The organism is uncultured Sulfitobacter sp. (genome assembly GCF_947499945.1).
In the GTDB taxonomy this organism is placed as follows: Bacteria; Pseudomonadota; Alphaproteobacteria; order Rhodobacterales; family Rhodobacteraceae; genus Sulfitobacter.
The window spans coordinates 1569387-1584472 of sequence record NZ_CANMQD010000001.1; the positions used below are offsets into that span (position 1 = coordinate 1569387).

The window sequence follows — 15086 nt, forward strand, 5'->3', positions numbered from 1 at the left end:
GAGGCCTTAGTCGTTTGCTTTTCCGATCAATGTTTTATTTGCAGGCAATGAAATGGGATCACGTGAAAACCGGACAACAGTTGCGCCTGATGTAATCGGCACAATTTTACATTGCATCGGCGTCTGACCCTTGATGCAAACAGGCATTATCCACTCCTCCCGTGCTTCCAAATTCATGACCGCATCCTGTAAATCTTGCCACAAGGGGTTCGGAGTTGATTTTTCCTTCCAAAGGCGAACGGCGTCCGTGATGGTCACGTCGGCAAAGCTGCTATCGTGCTGAAACCCCCAAAGCAAATCATATGCCTTGTTTGAAAATGTCAAAATGCCCGTTTGCGAGAACACGGCGAGGGCGTCCTCAAAAGTGTCCACAAGACTTTGACCCAGTTCAAGCTCCGCGCGAAAGTTGCGGGTTAGCGAAATTTCCGCGCTAATATCTTCCATCAAAAAGGCAATAGCACCATCAGGATGAGGTCGACCAGTCACGCGGTATGTTTGTCCTGTCTCCAAGGTCCATGTTTCTTCAAACCGGCCCGTTTCTGCTGCACTAATCAAATCTGCCATGCGTTGACGCCAAGTTTTGTAATTCTTCGGCTCTGGCATGCGGCGGTTTTCACGCATTGCGTCAAAAAATGAATCAATCGTAGGGCGTGGACTAAGAAAAGAAGCGGATAATCCAGTGAGATCAGTCAGTGCTGGATTGAAGAGAGCGAGTTGCCTGTCCCGATTGAAAATTGCCAAACCAATTGAAAGCTGGGCAAAGGTTTTTGCCAGCGTTTGAACAAAATCGCGCTGGGCCTCTTCGGCGTGGATGAGAGTTGTCAGCGATGTCGCGTGATATAGCGCTCCTTGCCTAAGTGGTTTTCGGGTGACGTTAAACCACTCGGGCAATTTAGGGCATTCAAGGGTAAGCTTTACGCGTGTAGTTGTTGTACCTTCTGGCATCTGGGGAATTTCAAATAGATAGCCAGTGGCGACCTCTGCTTCGGGACACGCCCGTTTTTTCAGCGTGGCATATGCGGTGTTGTACCAGACAACCGCACCTGTCTCATCAGTTTTCCACGCGGGGAGCGGAAGGTGGTCACTCACTTCGCGCAACACTTCGAGCTCCCTAACGTCCGGGCTATCGTGGCCTATTTGTATCGTCCCATGAAAGGTGATGGTTGCAGCATTAGGGTGCCATGATACGCGAATATCTCCTGTAACCCCTTTAACGATTGTCTCACCGTCAGTTTGATAAGCAGGGCAACGCGGGAACTCCGGGTAGTCAGGCACAAGGATTTCGTGCAAGTCTTCCCATGTGTGTGCACCAAGGGCGATTGGAAGGCGCTCTAAAACAGCTTCTGATGCATGCTCAAGAACGCCGTCGCGAAATAGTATCGCCGGAACGTCATGTTCTACCGCCTCGCGCGGCATCTCTCCGGGCCGCAAGGCCCACCAAATTCCAAGCGTCACAGTTGGTAAAACTACAACAAAAATAAGAATGAGATCGTTCAATAGCTACTCCGCAAGCCAGATAGGCCTTGTCCGTTATGCAGCAGTTAACCTTTAAAAAGTGTTAATAATGAGACGGGCTTACGCTTCAGCAAAGCGTGTGTTCTCTCCATAACCCAGCGCATTTTCTCCCTCTCGGGCATCGATGGTGCTACGCGGCCAGCTGACCTCGATAACTGCCCCGATTTGCTGGCTGTGATATCCTGCTTCATCCGCTCCGTTGGCGAAACGCAAGCTTGCTCCAGACCGCTCCAGAAGTGTTTTTGCAATAAAGAGGCCGAGCCCCATCCCTTCGTATTCTGGCCGGGATGTATCCTTTTTTCGGTTGCGCCGCTGGCCCATGAAGGGATCTCCCAAGCGGCCTAATAACTGCGGGGGAAACCCATCACCATCATCAAGAATACGAGCCGTGATCGTTGTATCGGTCCAACGAATATCAATCCAGACAGTAGTTTTTGAAAAATCGACAGCATTTTGTATGAGATTGCGCAGGCCGTGAATAATTTCAGGCATCCGTAAAATTGCAGGTTGGGTGCCTGTAGAATTATCAAGACTTATGATGACGTCTTTACCGCGCTCCATATGCGGTTCCGCCGCCGCTTCGATCACAGTAATGAGAGGGGCCTGACGCAGATGCAGGTCGTCTTTTCCAGCGCGACCCATGTCACGCAAAATATCGCGACAGCGGTCGGTCTGCTCTACAATCAGTTCGGCATCCTCGCGCAACTCGGGCTGTCCGCGCAGCTCATGCACCAGTTCAGCACTCGCCAGTTTGATCGTCGCGAGAGGTGTGCCCAACTCATGTGCTGCAGCGGCGACAACGCCCCCCAGATCGGTCAGTTTCTGCTCCCGCGCTAGTGCCATTTGGGTTGCGGCCAAAGCGTCGGACATCAGATGGATTTCAGAAGTGACACGCCGCGAATAGGCAGAGGTGAACACAACGGCGATGACGAGAGCAATCCACTGACCAAAGATAAACAACTCGGGTATTTCGAGAACCTGACCTGATAGTGTGCTGAGTGGGATATAGAAGAAGGCCAATACACTGACGCTGACAATCGCCATCGCACAAAGCACCAATGTGGAGCGCAAGCTCAGCGCTGTAGCGGAGATTGTTACGGGGCCGAGCAGAAGGAGTGTGAACGGATTATTCAATCCACCCGTCAGGAAGAGCAGGAAGCTTAGTTGAAGTAGATCGAAGATGATCATGGCCATGTTCTGGCGCTCGGAAAGGCGCTTGTTCTCGGGGAATACAAATCCCGTGACCAGATTAAAAATGACCGAAATGCTAATGGCGAAATAGCACCAGCCAAGTTCAATGTTCAGACCGAACATGAGTGGTGTTATTGTGACCGCTACAAACTGACCTGCAATCGCAACCCATCGCAGCAGGATCATGGTCCGAAGCCTGATCCAATTCGCTCTTTTGCGCTCGCCTATTGGGCGGATCGTGGACTGCGGCATCTGGGCGCTTCTCTCAAATGTGACTTGCAATGAACAGGGTCTAGCGTAGGACTGTGTCTGTCTATCATCAAGGGCGCGGAATGACGCGCCATCCCAAAGGAGAGTGCTATGATCCGTAATGCCGCAATCGCCGCAGTTGTTGTTGTCGGGGTTGGAATTCTGGCGACGGTCTTCTTCACGCGGCAGAATAGTGATGATCAATTTGCCTCTTGTGGTGCTGGCGCTGTAGCGGGCGATTTGGGTGGTCCCTTCACGCTTGTGAATGGTGATGGTGAAACGGTCACGAACACCGATGTGATTACCGAACCGACGCTGATCTATTTCGGCTATACCTACTGTCCTGACGTTTGTCCGCTGGATGTGGACCGGAACGCCGCTGCCGTCGAAATCCTTGAAGAGCGTGGCCAGTCTGTGACACCCGTCTTCATTACGATTGATCCCGCGCGGGATACACCCGAAGTTGTGCGCGACTTTGCCGAAGCGATGCACCCGCGCATGATCGGCCTCACAGGAACGGCGGAACAGATTGCAGAAGCCAGCAAAGCTTACCGCACGTATTACAAAGCGCATCCGCCCGTAGATGGCGAATATCTGGTCGATCATTCTACCTTTACCTACCTCGTGACGCCCGAGCAGGGATTTGTTGAATTCTTTCGCCGCGAACTCACGCCAGAGCAGATGGCAGATAAGATCGGTTGTTTTGTCGATCACATTTGACCGAAGGCGCGCGCGCTCCATATTCAGGGTAACTTGAATTCATTCGACCCTGATAAGGCGCTGCACCATGCCAGAAGAACTTTTGCCCGACCTTGGCCCCGACAAGACTCTGTTGTTGTTGGACGATGACGAACCGTTTTTGCGGCGCCTCGCAAAGGCGATGGAGCGTCGCGGCTTTGAAGTTGAGATGGCTGGGTCAGTCGCGGCGGGATCTGCGATTGCGACCGCACGCCCGCCGGCATACGCCGTTTGTGATCTTCGGCTTGAGGATGGTAACGGCCTCGACGTTGTTGAAATTTTGCGCGAAAAACGTCCCGACGCGCGGGTTGTTGTGCTGACAGGGTATGGCGCGATCGCGACGGCAGTTGCTGCTGTGAAAATTGGTGCGACGGATTATCTGTCGAAACCTGCGGATGCGACGGATATTACCAACGCGCTGCTGGCTACGGGTGACAACCTACCCCCACCACCAGAAAACCCCATGAGTGCGGACCGCGTGCGGTGGGAGCACATTCAGCGAGTGTACGAGTTGTGTGATCGCAATGTATCTGAGACTGCGCGGCGTTTGAACATGCACCGCCGCACGTTGCAGCGGATATTGGCAAAGCGCAGCCCGCGTTAACCGCCGCCCTAATGGGACGCTTTAGATATCGTAGCGTTTGAGGCGTTTATCGACCAGCGTCCCATCGGACAGTTTATAGTCTTCAATCACTCGGTAGTCGCGAAAGCCACGGCTTTGATAATATGTTAAACCGCCTTCGTTGTCGGCGCGAATATTGGCATTGATCCAGACGTATCCCAGCGATTTTGCTGCCTTTGCCGTCGCACCAAAAAGCGCTGACCCGATCCCAAGCCCTGTTTGACCCACTTGCACAAATGTCGCGATATCTACTGCTTCGGGAGGTAGTTGCTCATTGGGTTTGATCCATTGAAACCCGACGACCTGCTCGGTGCTATCGAGTGCAACGTGCCACGCAGCACCATCGGGAGGCGTCTCCATCCATTCGGCAATGTCCTGTGCAGTAACAGGGCGCACCAATGCTGTAGTGCCGCCAATCGTAATAATTTCATTGAGCAATCGAGCCATTGATCCGGCATCCAAAGGCATTGCAGGGCGTACATGGATCATGGCAATTGCTCCAACAGTTCTGCGTGGCGTGCTGTGAAGTCCGCACGTACTTCGACGGGTGGGCGCAATGTGATCTCAAGCCCTTCCTTCAACGCGGGATCAGGTTTGCCAAAAAACTTGTCGGCCTCTTCAGCGTCAAAACCGGCGATCTGCACGGCTTCCATCCATGCGCTCACGCGGTCCGCCTTTTTTATCTGCTTCTTGATGGATGCGGGTACCTTTGCCGGTAGGCCAAAGCGGATGTGAACAGCCGCCTCCAGCCGCTCGTCCAGCGCACCGTATCCGGGACCAACAGCAGCTTTCACGGGGGAAATCATATCACCAATTACATATTCAGGCGCATCATGAAGGAGAGCGGCAAGCCGCCATTTTGCTGGTGCATTTGGCGAAATGCGGCCAAAGATAGTCTCAACCAGCAGTGAGTGCTCAGCCACCGAATACGCGAAATTACCGTAGGTTTGCCCGTTCCACCGCGCCACAAACGCAAGGCCATGCGCGATATCCTCAATCTCGATATCCACAGGGGTCGGGTCCAACAGATCAAGCCTGCGACCCGATAACATCCGCTGCCATGCGCGTGGTTGTGGTGCCATGTTTTCCTCCGTGCTGCGGTGATCTGGCTCTTATTCTTGTAAAGAGATCGGGAACGTTTTGCAGGTATGCTGGTTGATTCTGCAACAAGGAGAAGAAGATGAAAACCGCATTAACAGCAATTACGACCGCCCTAGTGATGACAACTTCAGTTGCCGCTCAAGATGTTTGTATGAGTGCGCTGGAAATGCAGTCTTCGCTAATCGATTGGTATGGCGAAAAGCCTGTGTCGGGACCGTCACAAGACGACACGCGCTTATGGGTTTCCGATGCAACAGGGTCTTGGACTCTTGTACGGACACAGTCTGGCGGCATTGCATGTGTTGAGGCGCAGGGCCGCAACTGGACCGCCGGTATGGACGCCGAAGAAGTCATTGCCTCTATTCAAGCTCGCACCGACAGTTGATCACTATCGTGAAGCCATTAAGTCACGTTGATTGAACAGTCATGCAATGTTATGGCCGCATCAACAGATTTGAAGGAGCGCCACGATGGCCAATGACTATATCGTAAAAGACATCAACCTTGCGGAATATGGCCGTAAAGAGCTTGATATTGCGGAGACGGAAATGCCGGGCCTGATGGCGCTTCGTGCTGAATATGGCGAAGCAAAACCGTTGAAAGGTGCGCGGATAGTCGGCTCTTTGCACATGACAATTCAGACTGCAGTTTTGATTGAAACTCTGGTAGAGCTAGGTGCCGATGTACGTTGGGCTTCATGCAATATCTTCTCAACTCAGGACCATGCTGCGGCTGCAATTGCTGCGGGTGGAACACCTGTATTTGCAATCAAGGGTCAGTCATTGGAAGAGCATTGGGATTATCTCGATAAATCCTTCATGTTCCCTGAGGGGCCGAATTTGATCCTTGATGATGGTGGCGACGCCACGCTCTATATTTTGATGGGTGCGCGGGTCGAGAACGGCGAGACCGAATTGCTCGATGTGCCAACATCCGAAGAAGAAGTGGCAGTATTCGCCCAGATTAAAAAGCGTATGGCAGCGAGCCCCGGTTGGTTCACCAAAATGCGTGATCAGATCGTTGGCGTTTCTGAGGAGACGACAACAGGCGTTCACCGCCTTTATGAGTTGTTCAAAAACAATCAGCTGCCGTTCCCAGCGATCAACGTGAACGACTCTGTGACCAAGTCTAAGTTTGACAACAAATATGGCTGTAAAGAAAGTCTCGTCGACGGTATCCGCCGCGCCACGGACACCATGATGGCGGGTAAAGTTGCTGTTGTGCTGGGTTACGGCGATGTGGGCAAAGGCTCTGCCGCGTCCCTTGCTGGTGCTGGTGCGCGCGTTAAGGTTACCGAGGTTGACCCAATCTGTGCGTTGCAGGCTGCGATGGATGGTTTCGAAGTTGTGCTGATCGAAGATGTGGTGGGCACTGCCGATATTTTTATTACCACCACAGGTAACAAAGACGTAATCCGAATCGAGCACATGCGCGAGATGAAGGACATGGCGATCGTCGGGAACATCGGTCACTTCGACAACGAAATTCAGGTCGCTGCCCTCAAGAACCATAAGTGGACCAACATCAAAGAACAGGTCGACATGATCGAGATGCCGTCAGGCAGCCGCTTGATCCTCCTTTCCGAGGGTCGTTTGCTGAACCTTGGTAATGCAACTGGTCACCCGTCCTTTGTGATGTCCGCGTCCTTTACCAATCAGGTTCTGGCGCAGATGGAACTGTGGATTCGCGGCGACCAGTATAAGAACGAAGTGTACATCCTGCCCAAGCATCTGGACGAGAAAGTAGCACGCCTGCACCTTGACCGCATCGGTGTGAAACTGTCCAAACTTGATCCAGAACAGGCCGCATATATCGGCGTCTCGCCTGATGGTCCGTTCAAGCCAGAGCATTACCGCTACTAACTGCTCGTGGACGAAAACAATACATACAAGCATCGCCCCGTTTTGCACTGGGCGGTGCTTTTTCTTTTTATTATAGGCGGTATCGGTTTTGGTGGCTGGCAGGCGATGGTGCATCCTGAAACGCCCCTTGCACCAGAATGGAACCCGACCCGCCCGCTGGTTGTCACCGAGCCGTTAACCCGCCTGACCCAGTGGAAATTGCGCCGTGCGCTTGTCAACGACCAAGCGTGCTTGGCAGCTTTGGCAACAGGTGCGCGTGCACAAAGCAAGCCCGATTTGGTGGACAGCCCGCAATGTCGGATCTCACCGCAAGTCATGCTGAGCAACGTGGCGGGAACCGATTTGAAGCCAGTCAATACACGCTGTCAAACCGCGCTTCGTCTGGCGATGTGGACGCAACACAGCTTGCAACCAGCAGCGCAGGAAATATTCGGCCAGACCCTCGCGCGGATAGAGCATTTTTCAAGTTATTCCTGCCGTGCGATGCGAACAGCGACGGGCAGTACAGGCCGAATGAGCACCCATTCGACAGCCGATGCAATAGATATCAGTGGCTTCAAGCTTGCGGACGGAACCTCCGTCGATCTGCTGCGTGATTGGGATGATGAGGGGAGCAAAGCACTCTTTCTACGCCGTGCGAATGAAACGGCTTGTGATTGGTTTCGCCTCACACTTGGTCCTGAATATAACCGTCTCCATGCTGATCACTTCCATCTTCAGCATACGGGTTTCGGTTTATGTAGATAGCAATGGGGAAATCACGCTTCATAATTTCCTTTTGCCCCTTGGGTGAATTAGTTTAGGCTTTTGTGAAATGTCAGCAACTAAGCTGGCACAGTCCAGCAAGGGAGTATTACAATGGGTAAACGGGACGAGTGGATCGCGAAATACGCGGAAGATCTCAAAGGCAAATGCGGCATGGAGCCTGATATGGCTCTGCTGACAAAAGTCACAATCGGCTGTGGTCCATCAATCTATAATGCTGACGCCTCTACAGTAGCAGGCAGCCAGCCAGCCGAGCTTGAAACGGTTAAAAACAACTTCCTCATCAAAAAGCTGGGCCTGCCAGACGGTCCAAACTTGATGGAAGCAATCAACAAAGTGATCGAAGTGTACGGCAAGTCCGAGCGCAACAAATACCGTGCCGTTGTCTACTACATGCTGACAAAGCACTTCGGCAAAGAGTCGGTTTATAGCTAAGCCTGAATAGGTTTCTGTTAGTAAACGCCCGCTTGGTTAAGCGGGCGTTTCTTTTTTGAATGCAATGCAAATCATTGAATTCTTGCGAAATTATGCTGGTATGGGTATCGATACTACATCGGTCAGTACGGCCAGAACATATTTCGAATACGTGTGCCGGGGTTTAGGGAGCGCACGGGGTGAGAAGGGTTCTGGCGAGGTGCTGGAACCCTTTTTCGTTTAATCGCTATATTATTACGGGTCGGTTTGACCTAAGGTACAGATAATCTTCCATTCCGTTTCTGTGACAGGCTGCACAGATAGGCGCGAACTGCGCACCAGCGCCATATCGGCGAGCCGCTCATCCGCTTTTACCATATCCAGTGTCACAGGTTTCGCAAACGGGCGCACTGCACGGATATTAACGCACTCCCAGCGCGGATCATCTGTTGTGCTGTCGGGGTGGGCTGCGACGCAAACCTCTACGATACCAACGACAGCCTTCTCTTTTTGGGAATGATAGAAGAACCCCAGATCGCCAACCGCCATATCCCGCATGAAATTGCGTGCCTGATAGTTGCGCACGCCGTCCCATTCCTCACCGACGTCGCCCTTTGCGACCTGATCGTCCCATCCCCAGACGGAAGGTTCGGATTTGAACAGCCAATAGGCCATCAGCCGATCACCTTTTTCCATTCGGTGAGGGTGACACTGCTGAACAGGCCCGCCTTTGCATAGGGATCATTCGCGGCCCAAGCTTCGGCGGTCGCCATATCAGGTACATCCAGCACAATCATTGAGCCACACATGCCGCCATCCGCATCAATAAGCGGGCCGGCCAGATGCACGTGGTCGGTGCTTTTCAAATACTCCACATGCGCTGGGCGGTTTTCCATCCGCACTTCAAGTGCGCCTGCCTTGTCATGGGCCATCAAGCATACAAGCATATCATTCTTCCTTCAAAGGTCTGGTAAGCAGGCTGTGGACAGCCGTTTTCACATCTAACGATTTATCAAGCAGACCAGCAACGGCCATTGTAATGGGCATGTCCAATCCGGCATCTTGTGCAATCTTTGCAACGGCACGGGCAGTTGCTGCGCCCTCAACAGTGGTGCCAGCATCAAAGGGTTCACCCCGTCCAAGGCTGAGGCCGAGCCGATAGTTGCGCGATCCTTCCGAGGTGCAGGTCAACGTGAGATCGCCAAAGCCTGACAGTCCAGCAAGTGTGTCCGGATCAGCCCCGCGATAGGCCGCCATTCGCTGCATCTCCGCATAACCACGTGTCATCAACGCGGCACGCGCACTTTCTCCCATACCTGCCCCCATGGCCGTGCCGCAGGCAATCGCTACAACGTTCTTGAGCGCTCCGCCCAGTTCTGCGCCGATGGTATCCGTCGTTCGATACAGGCGCAGCGACGGTGTGGTTAGTTCAGCCTGTAACCGCTGGGCTACGGCATCATCCGCCACAGCCAGCGTAAGCGCGGTAGGCAACCCGCGTGCGATGTCAGCAGCAAAGCTGGGCCCCGTCAGGATCGCTGCTTGGGCGGTGGGGACCTCTTCGGTGATGATCTGAACGGGGCCAGCACCACTGCTTAGCTCGATTCCTTTGCAGCAGGCGACTAGTGACTTGCCAGCCAAAGCCTCTGAGTGCGCGCGGATAAAGTCCCGCAATTTTTGCATTGGAAGGGCAAGTAGCACGGTTTTTGCGACCAGTGCTTCGTCCAAATCTCCGGTGACGGTAAGTGAATTGGGAAATGGGCAGTTAGGGAGCCGTGCTTTGTTTTCTCGCGCAGTTTGCATGTTGGCCGGATTTCTGGCCCAAAGGGTAACAGGCCCTTTGGTTGCCAAAGTGATTGCCAACGCGGTGCCGAATGCGCCGCCGCCCAATACGGAAATGGTCATGCTTTCGCTCCCTTTTTACCGCTCCCCAACATGGCGGGTGCAGTTTGATCCAGAGGCCAGCGGGGCCGCGCAGACAGACCCATACCGTCAGGGTCCCGAGTTGTCATCTGCTCCAATGCTGCATAGGCGATCATCGCCGCATTATCGGTGCAAAGAGCTAAGGGTGGCGCTATGAAATCGGCACCAAATTCGGCTGCGGAGGTTTCCAGTCCGCTTCGAATTGCCATATTTGCGGCAACCCCGCCTGCGACGCAAATACTCGGCGTATCTGTGAGCTGCACATAAAGCTCGAGTGCGCGGCGTGTTTTTTCTGCCAGAACATCAACAACTGCTGCTTGGAATCCTGCGGCGAGATCGGCCTGATCTTGTGCCGCAAGCGTGCTTTCTTGGACCAGACTATCGCGCTGACGCAGCACAGCAGTTTTCAGGCCAGAAAAAGACATATCGCACCCGTCACGGTCCAGCAACGGGCGCGGCAGTTTGAAACGCCTAGGATCACCTTGTTTTGCACGCTCTTCAATCGCCGGGCCACCTGGCTGGGGCAGTGAGATAAGTCGCGCCACTTTGTCAAAGGCTTCGCCGGGGGCATCGTCGATGGTACCGCCGAGGCGTTGAAATTGATCTGGCCCCGCCACGATAAGAAATTGACAGTGCCCACCAGAGACAAGCAACATTAGATAGGGATACGGCACGTTATCAGTAAGACGAGGTGTGAGCGCATGACCCGCAAGATGATTAATGCCATAAAGCGGTAAGCCCTGCGCCAGCGCGATTCCCTTGGCACACATCACACCCGACACAACGCCGCCGATTAGACCCGGACCTGCGGTAACGGCCACCGCGTCAATATTATCCAAACTTACATGAGCTTCGTTCAAAGCTTGCAGAACGCACAGATCAAGTTTTTCCGCATGCGCCCGCGCCGCGATCTCTGGCACGACCCCGCCAAAATTGGCGTGTAGTTCGGTTTGTCCCAGCACGACTGATGACAACACTTGGGTGTCACCAATCTGCCCGCGCAGCACAGCAGCAGCGGTATCATCACAGCTGCTTTCAATGCCAAGAATCGTGAGGGAGGTCATATGCTGGCCTGTTTTCATTGCGAAGGGGACCCTGCGCAGGTAACACCTAGGCGTCCGGCAAACAATCCTGAGAGCGTTATTCGACTGATGTCATTGCCCACCCTCCTGCTTACACGGCCCCGAGGCGCCTCTTGTGGGTTTGTCGCGGCGCTTGAGCCAGCAGCGCGTAAAGCGGTCCAGGTTTTGATTGCGCCCCTGATGGAAATAACCAGCGTGGGGGCGAAGCCTGTTCCTGAGGAAATACAGGGTGCTATTTTCACGTCGGCGAATGGCGTTGATTTTGGGCCTGAAGGGCAGGGGCGACTTGCCTTTTGTGTAGGTGCTCGAACCACTGCCGAAGCGCGTAGGCGGGGATGGGATGCAGAGCAAGCGGGCAGGACAGCGATCGAATTGATAGCAGCCCTTCGGAAAGTCCGGCCCTCAATTGGATTGGTCCATTTGAGTGGTGAGCATACGATCGGCGACATCGCTGATACTCTGACTGCCGATGGAATTGAAACGGTGCATGTCCCGATCTATCAGCAAAACCTGTTGCCGCTGGAACCTGCTGCGCGGCAAGCGCTTGCGGGTCCATGTATTATACCTGTTTTTTCCCACCGTACGGCCAAGCAATTGCGTGCTGAGGCGTCTGGTCTGCTTGAATTCGCGCACATAATCGCGCTGAGCGATTCTATAGCAGCCCCATTTGAGGGAGAAAAACTTGCAAGCTGCGTCATATTACCGTCACCGCAGACTATATATATGCGCAAAGCGGTTGAAACCCTGTGCTTGAACCTCAGCTTAGCTTGAGGGCCTTGAGGATGCGCGATAGACTTGTATCGTTGTCCAAGGTCTGAGGACATGAATCGAAAAGGTGTGTGTTGTGGCGTCATCGAAGAAAACTGGCTCTCCCCGTAAGAAAACAGGGAAGAGTGAGGCAATCGAAAGCAAGGTCGAAGATGCTGTTATAGTGGAGGCTGAAACCTCCACTGACGCAACGTCAGTAGAAGTAAGTGATCAGCCTGATAAAGCAGAAAAATCTGAGGCAGAAGCGGCCACTGTTGCGGATGCGGCAGATCCCGATGTGCAGACCGTCGAGGAGATAGCCTTACAGCCGACAGAAGACGCGAAAGAAGCTGATGCGACGGAGCAAGAAATTTCACCAATGCCAGAAGGTGTTGCACCCGCACCAGAGGCCGAGAAGAAGAGCGTTTTCCTTCCTCTCGTTTTGGGCGGTATCGTCGCTGGCGCTATCGGATTCATGGCGTCCGAATATGAAGTTTTTGGTCAGGCTGACAGCGACATCACAACAAAACTGCGTAGTGACCTGAACACGCAGCAAGAGCGCATTGCAGCACTTGAGACAGCAGAGCCACCTGCCGTCGATATCCCGACAGTGGACCTGTCGCCCATTGAGACGGAGTTGGCAGAAATCCAAGACCGGCTCGCAGCCCTCGAAGAACGTCCCGTTGTGTCTGTTCCCGAAGGCGTGGATGCTGAAGCAATTGCCGCATATACTGCCGAACTTGAGGCGCTAAAAGCGTCAGCAGAAACACAGCGCAGCGAGATTGAAGCGCTTTTGAATAATGCCAAAAGCGTCGAGGAAGCTACCGCAGATGCGGCAAAAGCTGCCAGCGCACAAACCGCGATCGCAAAGATCGTATCCGCGATTGATGCGGGCCGGCCGTATTCTGACGCGATTGCTACACTCAACGACCTTGATCTGGGTGAGATTGATCCCGCTCTTGCCGCCTCTGCCGACAGCGGCGTTGCGACGTTAAGCGTGCTACAAAGCGAGTTCCCTGCCGAGGCGCGGACTGCCCTCGCGGCGGCTCGTGCGACTGGTTCCGGTGACGGTCAGCAAGGGTTGGGCGGTTTTCTAAAGCGCTCCCTTGGTGCGCGCTCGGTCGCACCGAAAGAGGGCAATGATCCTGATGCAGTTTTGTCTCGCGCAGAAGCAGCAATCAAAAGAGGTGATCTTGCGACCACATTGACTGAACTAGATACCCTGCCCGAAGAAGCGCAGGCCGCGATTGCGGACTGGCGTGCGGCGGCTGATGCTCGCATTGCCGCCCGCAACGCAGCCGATGCTTTGGCACAACGCCTGACGGCAGACTAAGGAAAACAATATGCTCTGGTCCCTGATTAAAATCATCTTTTTCTTCTGTGTCGTTGCCGCGCTTGCGTGGGGGGCAAACCTTTTGCTTCAGGCCGATGGCGGTCTGCAATTCAGCGGCTTTGGGTTGGAGCTGAACCCCGGTCCGTTACAGTCAGTCATCCTGCTGATTCTGTTGGTGTTTGTGGTTTGGCTGTTCCTCAAGGTGATGTCTCTCTTGATTGCCGTTTTTAAGTTCCTCAACGGTGACGAGACAGCGCTTTCGCGTTACTTTGATCGCAACCGCGAGCGCAAAGGTTTTGACGCTTTGTCCGAAGGTATGCTGGCGCTTGCCAGTGGTGAAGGGACAGTCGCACTGGCGAAGGCGGCTAAGGCCGAGAAATATCTCAAAAAACCCGCTCTTACAAATCTGCTCACGGCGCAAGCTGCTGAGATGGCAGGTGATACGCGCAAAGCCGAAGAAACCTACCGCAAACTGGTCGAGAACGAGCAAACCCGTTTTGTTGGAGTGCGCGGTATTCTGAAACAAAAGCTTGCTGCGGGTGATACCGAGACTGCATTGCAGTTGGCCGAAAAGGCATTCGCGCTCAAGCCAAAGCATGAGGATACAGGTGATATTCTATTGCGTCTTCAGGCCGAGAAAGAAGACTGGACGGGCGCACGCAAAACGCTGAGCGCAAAGCTGCGCAATGGTCAACTGCCCCGTGACGTTCACAAGCGTCGCGATGCAGTACTTGCGTTGTCCGAAGCAAAAGACATTTTGGACGACGATAAGTCCATAGAAGCACGTGAGGCTGCGATTGAAGCAAATCGCTTGTCACCTGACCTGATCCCTGCGGCAGTCATGGCAGCCAAAGGCTACATTTCACAAAACAAGCCACGCTATGCCACGCGTGTTCTGAAAAAAGCATGGGAAGCACGGCCACACCCCGACCTCGCCGCAGCCTTTGCCGCAATTGTGCCGGATGAAACGCCAACTGCACGGATTAAACGTTTCGCCACCCTAACCAAGGTGAACCCGCAGCACCCTGAGACAAAGATGCTACTCTCCGAGTTGCACATCGCAAATGAGGATTTCCCCGAAGCGCGTCGTGCGCTGGGCAATCTGGTCGAGACTGATCCAGATGCGCGGTCTGTTACCCTTATGGCTGTGATTGAGCGCGGCGAAGGAGCGACTGATACAGTTGTAAAAGGCTGGCTTGCCCGCGCGATTTCTGTGCCACGTGGTCCGCAATGGATCTGCGAAAGCTGCCAGCACATCCACAATGAGTGGAAGCCGATTTGCGAAAACTGTTCCAGCTTTGACACGCTTGAATGGAAACGTCCGCCTCTCTCAGAGGTTGCCTCCCCGACGGGGGTTCAGATGCTGCCATTGATCGTCGGCGCGCTTGAGGATAACTCAATCGCTGACGATGTTATTCCAGCTGATGAGAGTAGCACGATTGAAGATGCTGAGATCATCGAGGCAAAGATCGAAGCAGATGAAGAAAAAGATTAGGACGCGAAGTAGTTAGCGCATGCTGGCTAGGCGGTCCTTTGTAGGGCGCGAT

At 53.7% G+C, this 15086-nt stretch carries 17 protein-coding genes; 9 read left to right on the forward strand and 8 right to left on the reverse strand.

What is annotated here, in order from left to right:
• Positions 1-6: 6 nt before the first annotated feature.
• Both Q0775_RS07825 and regB read right to left on the reverse strand, forming a co-directional pair.
• On the reverse strand, positions 7-1497 hold the full coding sequence (locus Q0775_RS07825; protein WP_298858995.1) for a PAS-domain containing protein: 1491 nt from the start codon (positions 1495-1497) through the stop codon (positions 7-9).
• 78 nt (positions 1498-1575) lie between these two features.
• Complete coding sequence (gene regB / locus Q0775_RS07830; RefSeq protein WP_298858997.1) at positions 1576-2958, reverse strand: sensor histidine kinase RegB; 1383 nt, start codon at positions 2956-2958, stop codon at positions 1576-1578.
• Positions 2959-3066: 108 nt separating this feature from the next.
• Here regB and Q0775_RS07835 point away from each other — a divergent pair, with 108 nt between their 5' ends.
• The gene (locus Q0775_RS07835) at positions 3067-3675 is read left to right on the forward strand and encodes an SCO family protein (protein WP_298858999.1); all 609 of its coding nucleotides are present in this window, start codon (positions 3067-3069) and stop codon (positions 3673-3675) included.
• Positions 3676-3742: 67 nt separating this feature from the next.
• A complete protein-coding gene (locus Q0775_RS07840) occupies positions 3743-4297 on the forward strand; it encodes an ActR/PrrA/RegA family redox response regulator transcription factor (RefSeq protein ID WP_298859001.1) in 555 nt (184 codons plus the stop codon).
• A gap of 21 nt (positions 4298-4318) precedes the next feature.
• On the opposite strand, the gene Q0775_RS07845 is transcribed toward Q0775_RS07840, so the two are convergent.
• On the reverse strand, positions 4319-4804 hold the full coding sequence (locus tag Q0775_RS07845) for a GNAT family N-acetyltransferase (RefSeq protein WP_298859003.1): 486 nt from the start codon (positions 4802-4804) through the stop codon (positions 4319-4321).
• Positions 4801-5397: an HD family hydrolase gene (locus Q0775_RS07850; RefSeq protein WP_298859004.1), complete on the reverse strand. Its 597-nt coding sequence runs from the start codon at positions 5395-5397 to the stop codon at positions 4801-4803. The genes Q0775_RS07845 and Q0775_RS07850 overlap by 4 nt, the downstream gene beginning before the upstream one ends.
• A gap of 98 nt (positions 5398-5495) precedes the next feature.
• Here Q0775_RS07850 and Q0775_RS07855 point away from each other — a divergent pair, with 98 nt between their 5' ends.
• From Q0775_RS07855 to Q0775_RS07870, 4 genes are all read left to right on the forward strand, one after another.
• Entirely contained in the window at positions 5496-5801 is a 306-nt protein-coding gene (locus tag Q0775_RS07855) for an S-adenosyl-L-homocysteine hydrolase (RefSeq protein ID WP_298859006.1), read from the forward strand.
• An 85-nt stretch (positions 5802-5886) separates the two neighbouring features.
• Positions 5887-7278 (forward strand): adenosylhomocysteinase, encoded by a 1392-nt coding sequence (gene ahcY, locus Q0775_RS07860; protein WP_298859008.1) that lies wholly within the window; start codon positions 5887-5889, stop codon positions 7276-7278.
• A gap of 54 nt (positions 7279-7332) precedes the next feature.
• Positions 7333-8025 (forward strand): extensin family protein, encoded by a 693-nt coding sequence (locus tag Q0775_RS07865; RefSeq protein WP_298859010.1) that lies wholly within the window; start codon positions 7333-7335, stop codon positions 8023-8025.
• 111 nt (positions 8026-8136) lie between these two features.
• On the forward strand, positions 8137-8478 hold the full coding sequence (locus Q0775_RS07870; protein WP_298859012.1) for a DUF2853 family protein: 342 nt from the start codon (positions 8137-8139) through the stop codon (positions 8476-8478).
• 234 nt (positions 8479-8712) lie between these two features.
• On the opposite strand, the gene Q0775_RS07875 is transcribed toward Q0775_RS07870, so the two are convergent.
• The 4 genes from Q0775_RS07875 to tsaD are packed head-to-tail and all read right to left on the reverse strand — an operon-like array spanning position 8713 to position 11441.
• Positions 8713-9132: an EVE domain-containing protein gene (locus tag Q0775_RS07875; RefSeq protein WP_298859014.1), complete on the reverse strand. Its 420-nt coding sequence runs from the start codon at positions 9130-9132 to the stop codon at positions 8713-8715.
• Positions 9132-9404, reverse strand: a complete 273-nt coding sequence (locus Q0775_RS07880; RefSeq protein ID WP_298859017.1) for a YciI family protein — start codon at positions 9402-9404, stop codon at positions 9132-9134. The genes Q0775_RS07875 and Q0775_RS07880 overlap by 1 nt, the downstream gene beginning before the upstream one ends.
• Before the next feature lies 1 nt (position 9405).
• A complete protein-coding gene (locus Q0775_RS07885) occupies positions 9406-10359 on the reverse strand; it encodes an NAD(P)H-dependent glycerol-3-phosphate dehydrogenase (RefSeq protein ID WP_298859019.1) in 954 nt (317 codons plus the stop codon).
• Entirely contained in the window at positions 10356-11441 is a 1086-nt protein-coding gene (tsaD, locus tag Q0775_RS07890) for a tRNA (adenosine(37)-N6)-threonylcarbamoyltransferase complex transferase subunit TsaD (protein WP_298859021.1), read from the reverse strand. Before tsaD ends, Q0775_RS07885 begins: the two co-directional genes overlap by 4 nt.
• 87 nt (positions 11442-11528) lie before the next feature.
• Between tsaD and Q0775_RS07895 the strand changes: the two genes are divergently transcribed.
• From Q0775_RS07895 to Q0775_RS07905, 3 genes are all read left to right on the forward strand, one after another.
• On the forward strand, positions 11529-12230 hold the full coding sequence (locus tag Q0775_RS07895) for a uroporphyrinogen-III synthase (RefSeq protein WP_298859023.1): 702 nt from the start codon (positions 11529-11531) through the stop codon (positions 12228-12230).
• A gap of 73 nt (positions 12231-12303) precedes the next feature.
• The gene (locus tag Q0775_RS07900; RefSeq protein ID WP_298859025.1) at positions 12304-13539 is read left to right on the forward strand and encodes a hypothetical protein; all 1236 of its coding nucleotides are present in this window, start codon (positions 12304-12306) and stop codon (positions 13537-13539) included.
• Positions 13540-13549: 10 nt separating this feature from the next.
• On the forward strand, positions 13550-15034 hold the full coding sequence (locus Q0775_RS07905) for a heme biosynthesis HemY N-terminal domain-containing protein (protein WP_298859027.1): 1485 nt from the start codon (positions 13550-13552) through the stop codon (positions 15032-15034).
• Positions 15035-15086: the final 52 nt, after the last annotated feature.